Source organism: Butyrivibrio sp. INlla14 (genome assembly GCF_900102515.1).
In the GTDB taxonomy this organism is placed as follows: domain Bacteria; phylum Bacillota; class Clostridia; order Lachnospirales; family Lachnospiraceae; genus Butyrivibrio.
On sequence record NZ_FMVS01000015.1, the window covers coordinates 1 to 19248 of the forward strand.

Sequence of the window (19248 nt, forward strand, 5' to 3'; positions counted from 1 at the left end):
TGGATGCTCTTTCTCTAACGGCGTACCTTTTAGGGCCGTCACGTCCACTGTCATCTACAATAGTATTCACTGGTCTGGGAACTGCACGGATATCTGCTGGAACTGGCATAAGAAAGCCTCCTTTTTATATAGTCCTATTATACCATAGTCGGACTATATAATCAAGTTTTCTTTGTCCCATTTTACAAAAATCTGATGTCAAAGTGCAGTAAAAATCAGGGAAAATGATGCGGTTTACCAAGGATTTTTGCCTTTGGTGCACTCATTTTCTGACAATTGAAGTAACAAACCGCGGATTTAGGGGCTTAACCTATAGTCCGACGATTTGGGAAAGTTTTATTTAATTGCACTTAGCTATTGGGGCATATATAATAAAGTGTGAAATATTTTATATTCTCATAAACAACCACTATTTGCCTGTCATAGCAAGGCAAATCTGGCAAAATCACATCGAGGTATAGACATGCTGCACATCAAGAATCTTGACGAAGGTCTTGAGCTTTTTAAGGCTCTTGGATCAGAAATACGAATTGAAATCATTAACATTCTCCTTAAAGAAGGCGGAATGAATATGAATGAGCTGGCTGGAAGGCTGAAGATCACTAATGGTGCCCTGACTGCGCATATCCGCAAGCTTGAGGAAAGTGGAATTGTGGTAGTTTCTGCAGAGGGAACAGGACATGGCAATCAGAAGCGCTGCTCAGTCAATCTGGACAAGATTCTTATTGATATACAGGAGCCACCTCGCGAATCCAATGTCTACACTGCAGATATCAAGGTTGGGCATTTTAGCGATTTTGAAGTTTATCCAACCTGCGGTCTTGCTTCATCCGACAAGCTGATTGGGGAAGTTGACGATACAAGGTACTTTGCCCACCAGGAGAGATTTGATGCCGATATTCTGTGGTTTACCAGAGGATTTGTGGATTATTCTCTCCCAAACTTTGTTCCTGCCGGCCAGAAGATTGATGAGATCAGCATTTGTGCAGAGCTTAGCTCTGAAGCCCCTGGTGTCAATAACGTATGGCCCTCAGATATATATTTTTACCTAAATGATATACTGCTCGGTACCTGGATCTCTCCCGGAGATTTCGGGGATGTTAAGGGAATCTTTACTCCTGATTGGTGGTTTCCTAACTGGAACCAATATGGTATGCTCAAGATGCTGGTTATTAACCACAAGGGCACCTTCATCGATGGTCTGAAGATTTCGGATGTGACTATAGATAGCTTATCTCTCACCTCCAAGAGCAGCATCAAATTAAAGCTGGAAGTTCCAGAAAATGCCGAGCATGTTGGTGGCCTTACTATTTTCGGAAAAGGATTTGGCAATTACAATCAGGACATCAATGTCAAGATTGCCTACAGCCCAATAGAGTAAGCATATTCATGAAAAGAAATATCACAATCGGAATTCTGGCCCACGTTGATGCCGGAAAGACTACCCTTTCGGAGGCACTTCTGTACACATCCGGAGCAATCAGAAAACTTGGCCGTGTGGATCACAAGGATGCATTCCTCGATAGCTACGAGCTAGAGAGATCCCGCGGCATCACTATATTCTCCAAGCAGGCGATGTTCCAACATGGTGACACAACCTTCACCCTTTTGGACACTCCTGGTCACGCAGATTTTTCTCCTGAAATGGAGAGAACACTCCAGATCCTTGATATGGCGGTACTTATCATCAGCGCTGCTGACGGTATAACCAGCCAGTTAAGGCTTCTTTGGAAGCTTCTTGATCACTACAAGGTTCCAACAATACTTTTTGTAAATAAGATGGATCAGCCAGGCGCTGACAGAAAGGCAGTTTTGGACGAGGTAAAAGAAAAATTTGGAAACTGCTGTGTTTCTTTTATGCCTGATTCCGGATTAGCATCTGGGAGTAATAAATCCATGTCTTTAGACCTTCAGGAAGAGCTTGCTGTCTGCGACGATGATCTTCTTGCGGCCTTTCTTGAGGGCAAAGAGATAACATCTGCTGATATCAAAAACCTTATAAATAGTCGCAAGTGCTTTCCTGTACTTTTTGGCTCAGTTCTCAAACTTGATGGGGTAAAAGAGCTACTGGATATACTTGATGAGTACGCCATGGTCCATACTGACATATCAAGCGCCAAGTGTGCACCAAAAGCTAACAGTAATCTTGCAGCAAGCTCTGCTTCTATACCCTTTGCGGCCAGAGTTTATAAGATAAACCGCGATGCAACAGGAAACCGCCTGACACATATCAAGATTCTCTCCGGTTCTATAAAAGTCCGCGATGTGATTCGAGGGGAAAAGATAGACCAGATAAGGCTTTACTCAGGAGATAAGTTTGAAGCGCTTCCTGAAGCGACAGCAGGCATGGTTGTTGCAATAAGCGGCCTTTCCACCACAAGAGCAGGTGAAGGCCTTGGAAGCCTGGAAGGCCAGGCCCAGGCCGAGGTCATTCAGCCAATCCTCTCCTGCTCGCTGATTCTTCCAGAAGAAGTTGACGCAATCTCCTTTTATAAGAAAATCAAGGTTCTGGAGGAGGAAGAGCCCATGCTCCTTCTGTCCATCCACGAAACTACAGGCGAGATCATGGTTCAGGTCATGGGGGATGTGCAAAAAGAAATCCTGCATCACCTTATCCTTACCCGCTTTGGAATCGAAGTAGGCTTTGGCCCCGGCCAGATTGTATATAAAGAAACTATTGCAGGCCCCGTAGAGGGTGTAGGCCACTTTGAACCTTTAAGGCACTACGCAGAGGTTCATCTTCTGTTAGAACCAACAGAACCTGGAAGCGGTATTTCTTTTGACAACAAATGCAGCACTGACGAGCTTAATCTCAATTGGCAAAGGCTTATCCTGACTCATCTCCAGGAAAAGAAACATGTCGGAGTACTGACTGGATCTGAGATTACAGATATGAGGATTACTCTTTTAACTGGACGTGCCCATGAAAAGCATACTGAAGGCGGCGACTTCAGACAGGCTACCTACAGAGCTGTAAGACAGGGGCTCATGGAGGCTCAGTCCGTGCTACTTGAGCCTGTCTTTGACTTCAGGATTGAGGTTCCACAGGAAAATGTTGGAAGAGTGTTGTCCGACATTCAGAAGATGAATGGCACTGTAGGACTTCCGGAGCTTGAAAATGGCAAATCAATTGTGACTGGAACAGTTCCTGCAGCCTGCATTTATGATTATGCCCAGGAACTTAAAAGTTTTACAAAGGGCGAGGGGGTGATATCCACAAGCCTTAGTGGATATATGCCTTGCCACAATACTCAGGAGGTTCTTGAAGAAAAGAACTACTACCCCGAGCTTGATACTGCCAATCCTGCATCTTCTGTATTTTGTTCCCACGGAGCTGGAACAATTGTGCCCTGGGACCAAGTGCGCTCCCATATGCATCTTGATACAGGTTGGACTGCGGAAGGCGGAGTTGGTGCAAGGACTGACCTTGTGGATAACATTGATATGGAAGCCCTTAGGAAATTGCAGGCAAAGAGCACCAAAAAGACTACTGATGAGCGTAGTTTTGAGGAGATCGAACGTGATCTTCGCTTTACGGAAAATGAGCTCAAGGATATATTTGAAAAAACTTACGGAACAATAAAACCAAGGTATGTTGAAACCGAGGAAGACAGACGCCGCTACGCAGCTCAGGACGCTCAGAGGGCGCGAGAAGCAGCAATTGCAGCTGGACTACTTGACCCTGACGAGGGTGCGCCAGAAGTTTCTCTTTCTGCCAAGAAGCAAAACAGCAAAAAGGAGCAGCGCCTTGCAGAGCGCCAGAAGGAATATCTTCTGGTTGACGGCTACAATGTTATCTATGCCTCAGATGAATTAAAGGCGCTTGCAGCCCAGGATCTGAAGGCTGCAAGAGACTCTCTTGTTGATATACTTATAAACTTTCAGGGTTACAGAAAAGAGAATGTAATTCTTGTTTTTGATGCCTACAGAGTAAGAGGCGGTACAGAGCACATGGAGGATCATGCTGGGCTGACCGTAATCTACACCAAGGAAGCTGAAACTGCGGATCAGTACATAGAAAAAGCCGCTCACGAAATTGGCAAAAAGTACCGGGTAACCGTAGCCACATCCGATGCCATCGAGCAGGTCATCGTCATGAGTGGTGGAGCCATCCGCCTCTCCGCCCGCGATTTCTGGGAAGAAATAAAGCGCACCTCCGCCATGATCAGGGAACACCTCTAACGCTCTGGAGCCCGTATTTTCACCCCTCGCCCTCCGGAGTAAAGATATTCACTCATTCAGAAAGCTTTTTTCGTCGGCTTCAGTTCGGATATTCATACGCTCTTGAAAGGTGCATAAGAATTCTACGGTTCAAAACTCGCACCAGGGCAGCGCTTGCGAGGCGCCCAGTTTCCTATGCGAGTCTTAGATGGCAAATGCGATTTTCTAATGTTTCCATGGCAGTTTTTCCTGCGCATGCGAAGCGTTGTCTGAAGCAGGACGGCTAATTATCTTATCTAAGAAAATGCCATGTGGTGCTTGCGCCTAAAAGAAATACGACATCAATCTTCCAAGCTCGCTTGAAGAAGTTGATGTCGTATTTCTTTTATAGGCCCGTATCACGGGCGATGGCATTTTCTATTGTAATATTACTTCCCGTCCTGCAAGTTTTAGCTGCAGCATGCGCATTAAAAGAAAAACTGCGGAAACATCTAAGAAAATCTGCATTTGTCAGTGACGAGCACTACGGGAACTGGCGTGAGTAAAAAGCTGCCTTCTGGTGCTCGGACATGTTGAACCGAATCAGAATTCTTATGTCCTTTCAAGAGCCTCATGAATAGTTCCTCCTTACACAGACGAAAAAAGCTTTCATGAATATCGTTTTCTCCTTACTCCGGAGGGCGAGGGGTGTTGTTAGCGGATGCGAGTGGTTATGAAGTTATCGTAGGATGGAAAGAGTGTTGACATGAGGTTTTTGTGGAAAAAGGTCATGGGCTCATGGTTTGGGAATACGTAGATCATTCTCCAAATGTAGATTGCGATTGTGGCAAGAGCCGTTAAGATTAAGAGTGGGCGAAGGGAAACTAGGCTCTTTCCCTGGATATAACGCCTAAAGGCCACACTGATCAGTGTAATGAGCCAGAGGGGATATACAGGATTATAGAAAAAGGCCCTTATGGGATGGAGGGTAAAAAAGCTAAAGAAAGCCCTCGTCATTCCGCAGCCAGGGCATGGAAATCCACAAAATAAGACAACTGGACAAAAACGGTGGAAAACTATGGTCATTATTGTCCAAACACCAAAGATAAGAGAAAGTGGCACTATGTTTTTCTTTATATCTTCATATATTCTATTTATTGTGTTTCGCATAGTTCTTCCCATTTATCCACATATATTCTCTGTATAGTATTATCCTTATGTTTATATTTATTTCTATAAATATACATTTCCCGAGTATGTCATATCAATAGTAAAATCCCAGAGTGTAACAGTTCACTCACATTTAGCTTATTTTAGTAATCGAACGCACATCTATTATAAAGCTGTAAAGCCTTGAAAAATCACCACTTAAACGTTTACAAAAAATATCATGTTTCCGTATAATAGTCTATGTGGTATTTTTACTAACACATTATTTCTTTGAGGAGGGAATTTAATGGACACTAACAACATGAACCAGAACCAGAATCAGCAGCCTGTTTACACACAGCCTGTAGGTCAGCCCGAGGTTGAGACTCCAGTATCTGTAGGGGATTGGGTACTCACAATTTTACTCATGTGTATTCCATGTGTAAACATCATCATGCTCTTTGTATGGGCATTTGGAAGCAGCGCTCCCAAATCTAAATCCAACTGGGCTAAAGCTCAGCTCATCTGGGTACTTATTGGTGTAGTAATTACAATCATTATCTATGTTGTATTTGGTGCTGCGCTTCTTGCTCAGTATGGTGGATACTAATTCTAGCATTTGTAAATTAAGGCAAAAATAAGCTGTTACCCCTTTTTGAGATATTAGGGGTAACAGCTTTGTTATTATGCGTTGTGCTCAGCAAGATACTCGTTCAGGGCATCAATGATCTCTTCGCTGTCGATACCGTGAACAGCACATGCCTCAGCAAGTGACTCCATCTGAGATGCCGGGCAATGGATACATCCCATTCCGCACTCCATAAGGAACTGTGCTGCAAGTGGATGCTTAACAATAATATCGCCAACAAGCATATCTGAAGTAACAAGCTCTCCTGAAGCAGCCTGGTCCTTAACTTCTTCGCTCATATTACTATCCTCTCTTTCCTCTTCACTTCCAAAGAATAAATCTTTTAATGTTCCCATTCTCTTTCCCTATTCAACTATATGAGTATGAACTACTCTTTAAAGCAATTCAATATTAGATTGCGCAAAATCTATTCTACTATCATGTATTGGATAAATCAAGAGGCTATAACAATAAATCTTGCATAAAGTAACAATGATCAGCTAATTAAGCCTACATTTGCTATAAACCACTTATACATTTCCTCAAGCCTTAAGAGTACTGCCCTCAAATGTATAAAGTCTTGAATCTCCAGTCCTCATGATCCTGATATCCTGATCATAGCCAGTTCCTGCAAAACTAGGATTAAGGGCAAAACCGTGGCTAATAAGTGAGGCACCTGTTGCGCATGCCTTCTGCTCTTCGCCATTCATAGGAACCATCTTGTCCATCACATTGTGGATAATTCCATCCTGCTTGACATGAACTGGAGCAACTGCATTAACAAGGCTTCCAAAGTCCTTGAGTCTAAGTGGAACCACGCGGTTTGTAATATTGTAGATCTCATCTGCATCCAGACCAACACACTTGATCTTCCTATAATCGTTATTGGGCCTACTGCCCTTTTCAACAGCAAAAGCCACTGCCTGTGACTTATCCTTACTAACGATCATATAGCCATAATCTGGAAGTCTGTAATAATCTCCAAACTGGAAGACCTTTCTCCACTTCTTATAGAATTCTACCTGGTCAGATATAACTTTTTTATCTGAATCTGACATCTCGCAGAGATTCAGCTCGTAGCCAAAGCAGCCTGGACAGGCAACTTCAAACCTTGTCTCAAGAGGAAGACTGTTAAGTGTCTGATGGTTAGGAGTTGCAGAAACATGTGCCCCTACTGTGCTTGCAGGATAGCCATAGCTGTATCCTCTCTGAATATCAAGTCTGCAGAAAGCATCTGTATCATCGCTGCCCCAAATCTGTGGGAAGTAAGACAAGATACCAAGGTCAAACCTGTTGCCACCAGCTGAGCATCCCTCAAAGAGTATTTCAGGGAAGCTCTCTGTAAGTTCCTTCATAATACGATAAAGTCCAAGATAGTATCTATGCTGGAATTCTCCCTGTCGGTCTGCAGAAAGGCCCTTAGAGAACCTGTCTGAAAAGATCCTGTTCATGTCCCACTTTACATAGGACACGTTTCCTGCGGAAAAGACCTTCTTCATAGCATCTATTACATAATCCTGAACCTCAGTCCTTGAAAGATCAAGATTCATCTGATTACGTCCAGTAGAATGTGGCTTACCAGGCACTGTCACAGCCCAGTCAGGATGCGCTCTATAAAGGTCACTATCCGCATTGACCATCTCAGGCTCAACCCAGATACCAAACATCATACCAAGTTTATTTATCTTATCAGCAAGTTCCTTGATACCACCAGGAAGCTTTTTCTTGTTCTCGTACCAGTCTCCAAGGGATCTCTTGTCGTCATCACGCTGACCAAACCAGCCATCATCCATTACAAAGAGCTCAATTCCGCATTTCTTAGCCTCTTTGGCCAAGGATAAAAGAGAACTCTGCGTAAAGTTAAAATATGCTGCCTCCCAGCTATTTATAAGGATTGGTCTCTCCTTATCTCTCCAGGAGCCTCTTACAATGTGCTTTCTCACAAAGTCCTGCATTCTGATGCTCATGCCGCGGTAGCCTTCATCAGAGAAAGCCATAACTGCCTCTGGAGCCTCAAATTTACTGCCAGGAGTAAGAAGCCAGTTAAAACCTACTGGCTGAATTCCAGCCACAAATCTGCTCATATTCTTGCTGTTAGAAGAAAGAGCTTCGTAGTGGTTGCCACTATATACAAGGTTGAAACCAATACATTCGCCATGGTCTTCGCCGGCATCAACATCACTAACAATAACAAAAGGATTAGATCTTGAACCGGACTCTCCGGCAGCAAGCTCCTCACACACAACCTTGCCGCCCGTGCAAATTGAAGTGTGCATGCCCATTTCATCTGCCCATCTGCCATGGAAAGAAGTAAGTTTAAGGGCTGGAGTATCAAAATCAATCTGTGTGCTAAGAAGTCTCTCAACCCTGACATCTGCGTCGCTATCATTATAAAGAGTAGCACTTCTTGTTATGACATCACTGTCAGCAAAGACAGTATAGATAAGTTCAAGCCTTGTACCATATCCAGAATCCTTGAGAGTTACAATAAGCTCCTGAGTCTTATCAGTACTAGTGCTACTTTCTGAGCCTGAAACAGCTAAAGCCCCCGAATCATCATAGGATGACGGAAGTGTCTCAAGTGCCTCTCTACCATCAATAACCCTAAAGCTATCATATAAAAAATCAGAGGTTGTATTTCCATCTGCGTAGGTAAGCTCTATAAGCGGTTCTCTGATATCTCCTTTTCCAAAAGAAGACATCTCAAGGCCCAGCACTTCAAGAAAAACTTCAGGATGCTCGGCAGAGTAATTATTCATATTACCGCCGCCAAATTTATGGCTTGGCCCTATAGCGTTTGTGATGCTAAGAAGCCCATCCTTGCCAAGCTTAAACGCCTCCTCAAGGTTGCCACTTTCAAGAGCTCTTTCATAAGCCTTTTCTGAAATTATAGATTTTCCAAAATGAATATGTTCAAGATGTCCTGAACCTGTTTTTCTAAAAAGATATGATGTATGCCTTGTCTGCAGCAAAAAGAGATTTCCATCTGCATAGATCATTTACAAAATCCTCCAATAACTTTAAACTCTTGTATCACGCCTTAATCCCATTGATAAGTACATTTATCATCATATTAAGTGACTCTTCGTAGCTATACTGAGAGTTTGCCAATTCTTCTGAACTTAGGAATTTCTCAATAGCTCCCTCTACCATAAGCTTTATAAGCTCTACAGGAACTCTTTTTATAAGTCCCTGATCCATGGCCTGATTAATTAGTTTTACAGTTTCTCCCCAGTCACTTTCAACCTTCTCAGCTATCTTCATGTATACTTTAGGATATTTTTCTTTTAACTGATAAACTCTTCTAAAGTCAATGTTCTTGTAGTTATCAGGAAGGCAGACAATGAGCTTGGAAATTTTTTCTATAAGTCCCAAAGACTCATCTGCCAGAATCTCAGCCTCTTTCTTTTTGATAGCAGAGAATCCATAATCAACAGTTGCAAAGAAAAGTTCATCCTTGTCATCAAATTCTCTGTAAATGGTTTTCTTGCTGATATGAAGCTCCTTGGATATGTCATCCATCGTAAACTTCATTCCCTTCTGGTTGAACTGGTCAATAACCGCGTCCATTATGATTTGTCTTGTCTCTTCCATGTAAGCCCTCCTGTAGCTATTGCTATATCTGTATACTTCATAAATCTTACGCAAGTACAGCCTTCAAATATTCCCAAACATTAGAAGCAGACTTAACTGATAGCTTCTCAGATGCTGAATGAATATCCTGCATATCAGGTCCAATTGAGATGCAATCAAGATCGTCTATCTTCTCACTTAAGATTCCGCACTCAAGTCCTGCGTGAATTGCCTGAAGAAGTGGCTTCTTGCCATACATCTTCTCATATACAGAAACCATGTGGTCACGAAGTTCTGAATGCTGTCTGTACTTCCAGCCTGGATACTGGCCGCTAACGGTAACTTCAGCTCCAAAGAGTTCTCCAATTGTAAGGAGTTTACCTATAAGTACATTCTTGGAACTCTCAACGCTGCTACGAACAGACTGTTCAAGTGTTACGAGATTTCCCTCTGTCTTGATGATGCCAAGGTTAAGGGATGTCTCTACAAGTCCCTCTACCATAGCGCTCATAGCCTGCACTCCATCTGGCATGATACTGATCATCTTGGCAAGAGATTCTGTTGATGCAGCTGAAAATGCATCTACAGCCTCGTTTTCTGAAATCTTGTCAAAAGAAATATTGATGTTATCATCCTTGCCCTCAAGCTCGCCCTTAAGCTCTGCAAGAGTATTATTTACTATATTTCCGGCTTCATCCACTTTGTCATTAGCTACAACAAACTCAAGGCTTGCTGTTCCTGGAATTGCGTTATCTGCTACTCCCCCTCCAATGCTAACAAGATTAACTATTATAGCCTTGGAAAGGTTCTTAAGAAGCCTTCCAGCGATAATATTGGCATTTCCTCTGCCGTACTTTATCATCTCACCTGAATGGCCGCCAAGAAGCCCTGAAATGCTGACCTTGCATAAAGCACCAGCCACTGACTCTTTTGCCATTGTAACCTTGGAGTAAACTCTTGCTCCACCAGCACAGCTTGTGATGAATACACCTTCCTCTTCGTTATCAATGTTGATCATCTTCTTACCTTTGAGGCCTGATAGGTCGATAGCAGCTGCGCCATACATTCCTGTCTCTTCATTGGTAGTGATGACAACCTCAAGTGGTGGATGAGGAATATCCTTGGAATCAAGAAGTGCCAGGCAATATGCTACTGCGATACCGTCATCTCCGCCAAGGCTGGTGCCCTCTGCCCATACATATTCGCCATCTGTTGTAACTCTAAGGCCCTCGGTCTTCATATCTATATCGCAGTCGTCATTCTTGACAGCTACCATATCCATGTGTCCCTGAAGGATAACTGGCTCTTTATCCTCGTAGCCTGCTGTTCCAGGTGCCTTGATGATGACGTTGAGCTCGCTGTCCTGAGTAACCTCTAATCCTCTCTCTCTTGCAAAAGAAACAATGTGGTCGCTAATCTGCTGAAGATTGCCAGAGCCATGTGGTATATTGCAAAGCTCCTCAAATCTTGTAAATACTTCCCTAGGTTGTAAATTCTCAAGTGCCATGATCTCGCCTCCAAATATGTTCTACATTCTATCAAAACTAAAAATATTAATACTAGTTGATCTCGATAATAAATAATGTCAAAAGGGGTATCAAATACTCGATACCCCTACATTTTATCCTATAAAAACTATTAATACAATAAAAGTTTCCAGAATAAATATCATTCTGGAAACTTTTTATATTCTTGTGAAAATCTATTAAGCGATCTTCTCTTTTGCAAGCTCTGCAAGTGTCTTGAATCCGTCTGGATCGTTAACTGCAAGCTCAGCGAGCATCTTTCTGTTGATGTCTACGCCAGCAAGCTTAAGACCATGCATCATGTTGCTGTATGAAAGGCCATTGATTCTAGCTGCAGCGTTGATACGTGTGATCCAAAGAGATCTCATATCTCTCTTCTTCTGCTTACGTCCAGCGAATGCTGATGTAAGTGCTCTCATAACTGACTGCTTAGCTACTCTGTACTGCTTTGATCTTGCTCCTCTGTAGCCCTTTGCAAGCTTTAATACTCTATTGTGCTTCTTCTTGGCATTTAATGCGCCTTTAACTCTTGCCATCTTAATATCCTCCTAAAATAATCAAATAATACTGGTACTTCTAAAACTAAAACGCGAACTAACTGACTACCTACGATTAAGCGTAAGGAAGAATGCTCTTCATAGCCTTTACATTAGTAGCGTCAACGAGTCCAGCATGTCTAAGATTTCTCTTTCTCTTTGTGGACTTCTTTGTTAAGATGTGGCGCTTATACGCTTTGTTTCTCATGAGCTTGCCTGTGCCTGTAACCTTGAATCTCTTGGCAGCAGCTCTCTTTGTCTTCATCTTTAACTGCATAACTGAATCCTCCTGTGAATCTAAATAATTTTCTCTGCTATATAGACCAGATTGCTCCAAACACTAAATGCAATCCATAAATAGCATATCTATTTCCAACCAATAAATTGGTGAAAATCAATTCTTCTTCTCTGTAAGGAACATTGTCATACTACGTCCCTCAACCTTAGGCTGCTTCTCAATAGAAGCTACATCGTTAAGTGCCTCAGCAAAGTCTGTAAGGATGTGAACGCTGGCACCCATATGAGCCATCTCACGACCGCGGAAACGAAGTGTAACCTTAACGCGGTTTCCCTTCTCAAGGAACTTTCTGGCAGCATTGACCTTAGTATTCAGATCGTTAGTATCAATGTTAGGTGAAAGTCTGATCTCTTTGATCTCAACAGTCTTCTGTTTCTTCTTGGCTTCCTTCTCCTTGCGAAGCTGCTCATACTTGAACTTGCCATAATCAACAACTCTGCAAACAGGTGGCTTAGCTGTAGGAGCGATCATAACAAGATCTACACCCTCATCATCTGCAACCTTTCTAGCATCCTGGATAGACATTACTCCGAGCTGCTCTCCGTCGATACCGATAACCCTTACCTCTTTGGCTCTGATCTGATCGTTAATAAATAATTCGCTAATGGCCTTATACCTCCAATAATACGTATGCACTCAGTGCATAAAAAAAGTGGACACATTGCAATGTATCCACCTGAAATCAAATCAAACACAAATAAAAATTTGTATCTAAAAGATATTAACGCCTGCTAGCTAAGCCGCAGGGTGAGAGCGGATACTCTGCTTTGTTTTCAAATACTGACATAATATAACACAATTACAAGTATAATGTCAACACTTATTTCTTTTTCCTGTAAAATAATCAAGCAAATAGCGCGGACCAAGGCTCATAAGTCCTGAAGTCTCATCATGAAAATAGAATATTCGTCATTCTGATAATCAAGATCAGGTGAATTCTCTCCGCCACCGTTAGTGCTGCGCTTTATCTCAGCGTAGAACTCCTCCCCCTGATTAACTATATCCATCACGGTCATAGGAAGCCCCTTGTCAGTAGCTATCTTGCAAAAATCTGCTATAGGATTGTCTGATTCTCTGGTTCTAAGAAGAGCCTCCTTAAGCTTTGGGTTCTCTTTTGCCATATCAAGAAGTTTATCCAGCTTATCTGTTATCATCATAGCACGCCCCCTATGTATTCTTCTTTACCACAAATTCTTACTGACAGCAAGAGTCTCTTATTTCTTACAACTCTTCTACATACGAAGCCACTGCTTTATATTTAAAAACAAAACTATCTGTTTCTAATGTTTGACAATGGCCTGAAAATGGTCATCCTACCTGTCCAGCCTACTATTCTGGTGAGTATTACTCCTAAAAGGACACCACAGCTGTCAATCACCACATCTCTCTTCTGAGGGCTGCGTCCTACGGTAAAAGATTGATGGAATTCATCAAGGCCTGCAAAGGCGACGCAGAAACCTCCTGCAAAGAAAACAAGCCAAAGTCCTCTTACGCCAAATACGTAAAGAGGAAAAGCTACTGAAACTGCCAGCAAAAAGTACTCTGTAAAGTGAGCCGTCTTCCTGATGTAAAACTGGGATTTTTCAGACAGCTGACTTATTCTCTCGCTGCTCCAGCCCTTGTCAAAAACTTCATTGGCTACAGTAAATGCCTTGACGCCTACCTGATAGCTGAGCTGTGAGCTGGTAGCTCCGTCCTGCTCTGAAAATGAGAATATCAGGATCATCATTATGATTGCGGGCACAAATGACAGTGGCTTTAACACAAACCGCAATGTTTGCTTTATATACATCCAAAAATATTTCATATCTCTATTTCTTTTTTCCAGTTTTGTTTCTAGATTTATTCTTCTTGGCAACACTGTAGCCGAACTTTCCAAGCTTCTCGCCCAGCATAAAGTATTCGCCGTGGGAATAGGCTATAAGTTTGGCCTTGCCAAGGTTGAGTCTTCCCTTGTCGTCAAGAAGCTTATCATCCACAGAGACAGAAACCACTTCAGCTATAAACATGTCGTGGGTTCCCAGCTCTACAACCCGCTTAACCTTGCACTCTATGTTAACAGGGGACTCTTCGATCCCAGGAGCTGAGATTTTCTGAGACTTAAGTGGAGTCAGTTTCATCTCTTTAAACTTGTCACAGTCGCGGCCAGACCTTACTCCGCACCAGTCCGCTGCATAGGCAAGTTTCTTGCTGGTAAGGTTCACCACAAACTCACCTGTATCCCTGATGATATCGTGAGAAAATCTCTCCTTGCGGACAGATATAGAAAGCATGGCAGGATCACTACAAATAGTGCCTGCCCATGCTACAGTTATTATGTTTGGAGTCTCGCCCTCTCTGCCGCAGCTCACCATTACTGGTGGAACCGGATAGAGCATATTGCCAGGGCGCCATACCTCTTTTGCCATATCTGATAAAACCTCTTATTAAAGCTCTTTTACAGCCTCTTCCATCTCAGAAATTGCCTCGCCAAATACAGCAAGCGCAGAATCAATAGGAGCCTTTGTTGTAAGATCAACGCCTGCAATCTTAAGAAGGCTTACAGGATCCTGTGTGCATCCGCTTGATAAGAACTTCTTGTACTGTTCAACTGCAGGAGCACCCTCTTTAAGAATTCTGTCTGCAATAGCAACAGCAGCTGCAAAGCTCGTAGCGTACTGATATACATAGAAGTTGTAGTAGAAGTGAGGAATTCTGCACCACTCCCAGCCAATCTGAGGGTCAGAAATCATATCTTTTCCGAAGTAATCCTTGTTAAGGTTAAGATATACATCGTAAAGAGCCTCTGCTGTAAGTGGAGTTCCAGCCTCAGCCATCTCGCAGGTCTTTCTCTCAAACTCTTCGAACATAGTCTGGCGGAACATTGTTCCCTTGAAGCTGTCAAGGAAGTGGTTGATGATAAATGCCTTCTCCTTGGCATCCTGTGCGTGATCCTTCATGTAGTGATAAAGAAGGACCTCATTAGTTGTGGATGCAACCTCAGCTACGAAGATCTTGTAATTTGCATCAAGAATGTTCTGTGTCTTGTTAGAATACCAGGTGTGCATTGAATGTCCCATCTCGTGAACAAGAGTGAACACATCATCAAGAGTATCGTTATAGTTAAGGAGCATGTAAGGGTGTACATCGTAGGTACCGCCTGAATATGCGCCGCCTCTCTTACCTTCGTTCTCAACAACGTCGATCCATCTGTTGTCATAAGCCTCTTTTACCACCTTGAGATAGTCATCGCCAAGAGGTGCTAGTGCCTTTAAAGAGAGCTCTTTAGCCTCCTCATAGGAAACCTTCATATCAAAGTCAGGGAGCATTCCAACGTAAACGTCGTACATGTGGAGCTCGTCAACACCCAGAAGCTTCTTACGAAGTGTTACGTATCTGTGCATCTTGTCCATGTTGTCGTGGATTGACTCAAATAAGCTGTCGCAAACAGCAGGAGAAACGTCATTGCCATCAACCGCTGCTTCGAAAGCTGAATTGTACTTACGAGCCTTGGACTCGAAGATACGGCCCTTAACTTCTCCATCGTACATAGCAGCCCATGTGTTACTGAATTCCTGGTATCTGCCGTAGAAAGCCTCGAAGGCATTCTTTCTAAGTTCTCTGTCCTTGGACATCTGAACTGGTACGAATCTTCCGTTTGAAAGAGATACCTCTTCGCCCTTTGAATCCTTGACTGAAGGGAACTTAAGGTCAGCGTTTGAAAGCATTCCGTAAGCCTTCTGTGAAGCGCCCTGAACCTCAGATGCGCTGGCAAGAAGCTCTTCCATCTCGCCTGAGAGCATGTGATCCTTAAGTCTTCTGATCTCTTTTATCACTCTCTTATACTTGGCAAGGCCCTCGCACTCAGCGTAGAACTTATCAAGCTGATCATCTGTAAGCTGAAGAATCTCAGGATTGATGTAAGCTGTCTTCTCAGAAGCGCCCACAATTGCAGACATTGCACGCTGCTGAAGTGACTGATACTTGGAATTAGCTGTATCCTGGTCCTCTCTCATATGAGCATAGCCGTAAACATTGTCTGTTACGTGCTCAAGTTCCTCATAAAGAACGAACATGTCAAAAAGAGTCTGTGCGCTCTCTGAAAGTTTTCCTTTATATGAAGCAATCTTATCTGAAATCTCTGATATTCTGTTAAAATCAGCCTCCCACTTGGACTCATCGGCATAGATGTCCTCAAGTCTCCAGGTAAGCTCAACAGCAACTTCGTCACGTTTTGGTAATCTGTCCTGCATAAATAAACCTCTCTTATATGTTATTTGCCATTTACCGCCAGGATTTAGCCTTTTCGTCCCATCAGGGCAAAATCCGGCGGATATCTCCATCTCCTACAATAACCGGCATAAGCCTTGAGCCTTTTACTCCAAGCTCAGAAAGCTCATTTTCGATTTTCTTTTCAGAAAAGTCGTAGGTGTTTAAAAAGACGCTGTCCATGCCATTTTTAAAGGCTACACCCACGTCGCTGAAAATATCATTTCCTATCATAACACACTTCTCATAAGATAGGCTGTTTTTTGTTAGAAGACGCTGTAAAAATTCTTTCTGTGGCTTTTTTATGCCCTGATCTGAGGATATGAATATATCATCGAAATAGTCTGTAAGCCCCGAATCCGATAGTTCTTTTTCCGTGAAGACTCTCTGGGCATTGGACAAAAGATATATGCCCTTACCTATTTTCTTTAATTTATCAAGAGTTTCTGTGACACCCTCGTATACCACAAGCTTATCTCTAGAGGCTTCTCTGAAAAAGATACAGAGGGCACGGATTTCATCGGACGTTTCCAGAATATCTTTTTGTACGAGCCTTGCCCAGACCTTCTCAATCTTAATTTCTGGGAATTCAGCGCCGCTTTCTTTTGCCAAGTTCTGCTCTTCCTCAGCACAGATTTCAAGATATCTCTGCCTAAGGGCCTTAGGGGTATATTCTGCGGAAAAGTTCTCCTTCAGGTACTCCGTCATCTTCTCCCAAAGGGCAGGATCCTCCTCATCGGTGTGGATATCGATGAGGGTTCCATATAAATCAAAAATGTAAGTTTCGTATTCTTTCATAATGTTTCTCCTCTATCCCAACTACTTAATTTCATTTGATTACGACTATGCCATAGGATGGGATTGAAAGCTGAGTTCCGCTCAGAGAGCTAGTCTCCTCGCTGACATTTAGCTGGTAGGCAAGCTCTGGATTTGTTCCTGTGCCGCTCCACTTGGAGAGGTCGATGGTCTTGGTCTCGTCAGAGTTATTTATGAGGATCAAAAGAGCTGCCTCTCCATACAATGGATCTTTTGCCCCAAGTACTGTATGCACGCTTCCATCTATTCCTATGTTCTCGCCGCTTTCATTGAATACAATATAATCATTTGAATCGGAGGAGAGGCCGGAATTTCTATATCGCACAAAGGCTCCAACATTATCCTCCGCCAAAACGTCAATTGGCTGAGTCTTGCCTCTTGCGATAACTGGGAATGTGTTGCGAAGGCGGATTGCCTTTTTGTAATAGTTGTAAACCGAGTCCTTATCTGCCATCTGGGCATCAAGACCAGGACAGGTAATTTCAAACTTGTCCATATCTTTTGGACCCTGGCACATACCGGCAGGATCGACTTTTGTCTTTTCTTTTTCAGATAAAGAGCTGACATCAAACTCTTTTGACTTCTCATTTGTCCACTGCATGGGCGCGCGCTTGTTCTCGTCCTTGCCAGAGCCGTTCATGCCAAGCTCCTCGCCATAATATATAAAGGCATTGCCGCCCATAAGGAGATTTAGCGCTCCCGCCATCTTTATTTTTTCCTTGGAGCCTCTTCCAACATAGTAACCAGCAGACCTTGCCATATCATGATTTGTATAAAATGGCGCATCGATGTAGTTTTCGTTGTTCTGAGCAAAAGAACTCTCGGCATCAGCCATGGCCTGTATAAAGCTCTGGGGAGACTTCTTGCCTCTTGCCACAGATGCGATCAGGCCTTCACTTCCAGAAAAATTAAAGTCAAAAAAGCTGTCTATTCCGCTCTTGTAATATTCAGAATAGGTAGAAATATTGGTCCAGGCCTCAGCAACTATATATGCGTCCGCATTCTGAGCCTTTATGGTATCGTTGAGCCAGGTCATGAACTCGATATTCTTGGTGTCGTTATCCGTGTAATAGGAAGTAACAGCATCAAGCCTGAAGCCGTCCACTCCCTTATTAAGCCAATAGTCTGTGATCTTGGCAATTTCCTCTTTTACCATATCGTTGTCAAGGTTAAGATCAGGCATTCCAGACCAGAAGCGGGCTTCATAGTACCAATTTGTTCCAGCAAGCTTCTCAAAGCCTGTCTGCTGCTCGTTGGTGAAATTGTAATAATATAAATATGGGCATTTTTCCTGGACTTCCGGCACTGGCGCCATAGTCTCTCTGTCTGTGTAAATTGTCTGAAGGTCAGGATTATCCCTCAGAAACTGCGCTGCTTCCTTGAACCATGGATGCTGGTTGGAAGTGTGATTTAAGACCATGTCGATTATGACCTTAATGCCTCTTTCATGACACTTCGCCAAAAGGGCTTCAAAGTCCTCCATTGTCCCATATTCAGGGTCAATTGCCATGTAATCTGTGACATCATATTTATGGTAAGTTGGTGAAGGTGAAATTGGCATAAGCCAGATTTCATTGCAGCCAAGATCAGCATCTGTGCTGTCATCCCCATCGTTAATATAATCAAGTTTGTCCACTACGCCCTTGAGGTCTCCTATTCCATCCCCGTCACTATCGTAGAAGGAATACACGAATATTTCGTAGGCGGTGCGATACTTGTCATCAAGGATATTGACGGGAGGAAGGGGCTCTGAGTTATTTAAACTTGCCTGATTTCCTTCACCATCTGTGGTGGTTGTGGACTCTGACTGGTCTGTAGGCTCTACAGTGTTTTCATCAGTTATTGATGTTTGAACCGCTGATTCATCAGACACTACCTTCTGCCCGCAGGCTGTCATTGTCATCGTAAGCGCTGTTACTAAAGCTGCTGTCTTTATAGTTTTATTCCAAAAATTCTTCCTGATCATACTTCCTCCACGTATCAAAGAAAACTTCGATATTACTAGTTTGCTTATCTTGTTCTTCCTGCATATTAGCAGTCTTTCTGTAACTGTCATTAAGCAATTTCAGTGTAGCACATCGCCTCAAAAAAGAAAACGTTTTCCAACGTTCACAGCTCTGCTCTTGTTCCCGAAGCACGATTAATCAATCATTAAAATACTATAAAATATTCCTTTACAACCCCATATCACTATGCTATACTAACATTCGTCGGTGCATGAGGCCGATGTTAACAGAATAAAGGGGAATCATACAATGGCTAGTATGCCGGTCTCCAAAACCGCTCATGCGGGTTCGAATCCTGCTTCCCCTGTTAATCAAAAACCTCGTAACC

At 43.0% G+C, this 19248-nt stretch carries 17 protein-coding genes and 1 tRNA gene; 4 read left to right on the top strand and 14 right to left on the bottom strand.

Translation table 11 applies throughout. From position 1 onward, the window contains the following. Window positions 1–463: 463 nt before the first annotated feature. Both BLO53_RS10765 and BLO53_RS10770 read left to right on the top strand, forming a co-directional pair. A complete protein-coding gene (locus BLO53_RS10765) occupies window positions 464–1381 on the top strand; it encodes an ArsR/SmtB family transcription factor (protein WP_026489330.1) in 918 nt (305 codons plus the stop codon). An 8-nt stretch (window positions 1382–1389) separates the two neighbouring features. Next, entirely contained in the window at window positions 1390–4182 is a 2793-nt protein-coding gene (locus BLO53_RS10770; RefSeq protein ID WP_092061344.1) for a translation factor GTPase family protein, read from the top strand. 672 nt (window positions 4183–4854) lie between these two features. Here the strand turns inward: BLO53_RS10770 and BLO53_RS10775 are convergent. After that, window positions 4855–5322, bottom strand: coding sequence for a DUF2752 domain-containing protein (locus tag BLO53_RS10775; RefSeq protein WP_092061346.1), 468 nt, complete (start codon window positions 5320–5322; stop codon window positions 4855–4857). Between the two features lie 274 nt (window positions 5323–5596). On the opposite strand from BLO53_RS10775, the gene BLO53_RS10780 reads away from it, so the two are divergent. Continuing rightward, the gene (locus BLO53_RS10780; RefSeq protein ID WP_207648474.1) at window positions 5597–5899 is read left to right on the top strand and encodes a hypothetical protein; all 303 of its coding nucleotides are present in this window, start codon (window positions 5597–5599) and stop codon (window positions 5897–5899) included. Window positions 5900–5973: 74 nt separating this feature from the next. On the opposite strand, the gene BLO53_RS10785 is transcribed toward BLO53_RS10780, so the two are convergent. The 13 genes from BLO53_RS10785 to BLO53_RS10845 all read right to left on the bottom strand — a co-directional run bounded on the left by BLO53_RS10785 (window position 5974) and on the right by BLO53_RS10845 (window position 18880). Then, complete coding sequence (locus tag BLO53_RS10785; protein WP_026489333.1) at window positions 5974–6273, bottom strand: DUF1858 domain-containing protein; 300 nt, start codon at window positions 6271–6273, stop codon at window positions 5974–5976. Window positions 6274–6459: 186 nt separating this feature from the next. Further along, complete coding sequence (locus BLO53_RS10790; RefSeq protein ID WP_092061348.1) at window positions 6460–8916, bottom strand: alpha-galactosidase; 2457 nt, start codon at window positions 8914–8916, stop codon at window positions 6460–6462. A gap of 34 nt (window positions 8917–8950) precedes the next feature. Further along, on the bottom strand, window positions 8951–9511 hold the full coding sequence (locus tag BLO53_RS10795; protein WP_092061350.1) for a TetR/AcrR family transcriptional regulator: 561 nt from the start codon (window positions 9509–9511) through the stop codon (window positions 8951–8953). 46 nt (window positions 9512–9557) lie between these two features. Next, complete coding sequence (locus BLO53_RS10800; protein ID WP_242875363.1) at window positions 9558–10997, bottom strand: aminoacyl-histidine dipeptidase; 1440 nt, start codon at window positions 10995–10997, stop codon at window positions 9558–9560. A 198-nt stretch (window positions 10998–11195) separates the two neighbouring features. Then, window positions 11196–11552 carry a 50S ribosomal protein L20 gene (gene rplT, locus BLO53_RS10805; RefSeq protein ID WP_013280184.1) on the bottom strand — a complete coding sequence of 119 codons (357 nt, stop codon included), beginning with the start codon at window positions 11550–11552 and terminating at the stop codon, window positions 11196–11198. 76 nt (window positions 11553–11628) lie between these two features. Beyond that, entirely contained in the window at window positions 11629–11829 is a 201-nt protein-coding gene (gene rpmI / locus BLO53_RS10810; RefSeq protein WP_026489337.1) for a 50S ribosomal protein L35, read from the bottom strand. A 117-nt stretch (window positions 11830–11946) separates the two neighbouring features. Then, entirely contained in the window at window positions 11947–12486 is a 540-nt protein-coding gene (infC, locus tag BLO53_RS10815; protein WP_081671313.1) for a translation initiation factor IF-3, read from the bottom strand. Between the two features lie 233 nt (window positions 12487–12719). Continuing rightward, window positions 12720–13007, bottom strand: coding sequence for a hypothetical protein (locus tag BLO53_RS10820; protein WP_092061353.1), 288 nt, complete (start codon window positions 13005–13007; stop codon window positions 12720–12722). Between the two features lie 113 nt (window positions 13008–13120). Beyond that, a complete protein-coding gene (locus BLO53_RS10825; RefSeq protein WP_092061355.1) occupies window positions 13121–13657 on the bottom strand; it encodes a VanZ family protein in 537 nt (178 codons plus the stop codon). A 4-nt stretch (window positions 13658–13661) separates the two neighbouring features. Beyond that, on the bottom strand, window positions 13662–14258 hold the full coding sequence (locus tag BLO53_RS10830; protein WP_092061357.1) for a flavin reductase family protein: 597 nt from the start codon (window positions 14256–14258) through the stop codon (window positions 13662–13664). A gap of 18 nt (window positions 14259–14276) precedes the next feature. Further along, window positions 14277–16082: an oligoendopeptidase F gene (gene pepF / locus BLO53_RS10835; protein ID WP_092061359.1), complete on the bottom strand. Its 1806-nt coding sequence runs from the start codon at window positions 16080–16082 to the stop codon at window positions 14277–14279. A gap of 61 nt (window positions 16083–16143) precedes the next feature. Further along, window positions 16144–16896 carry an HAD family hydrolase gene (locus BLO53_RS10840; protein WP_092061361.1) on the bottom strand — a complete coding sequence of 251 codons (753 nt, stop codon included), beginning with the start codon at window positions 16894–16896 and terminating at the stop codon, window positions 16144–16146. 31 nt (window positions 16897–16927) lie between these two features. Further along, window positions 16928–18880, bottom strand: a complete 1953-nt coding sequence (locus tag BLO53_RS10845; RefSeq protein ID WP_092061363.1) for an alpha-amylase family glycosyl hydrolase — start codon at window positions 18878–18880, stop codon at window positions 16928–16930. A 275-nt stretch (window positions 18881–19155) separates the two neighbouring features. On the opposite strand from BLO53_RS10845, the gene BLO53_RS10850 reads away from it, so the two are divergent. Next, window positions 19156–19227, top strand: a tRNA-Trp gene (locus BLO53_RS10850). Window positions 19228–19248: the final 21 nt, after the last annotated feature.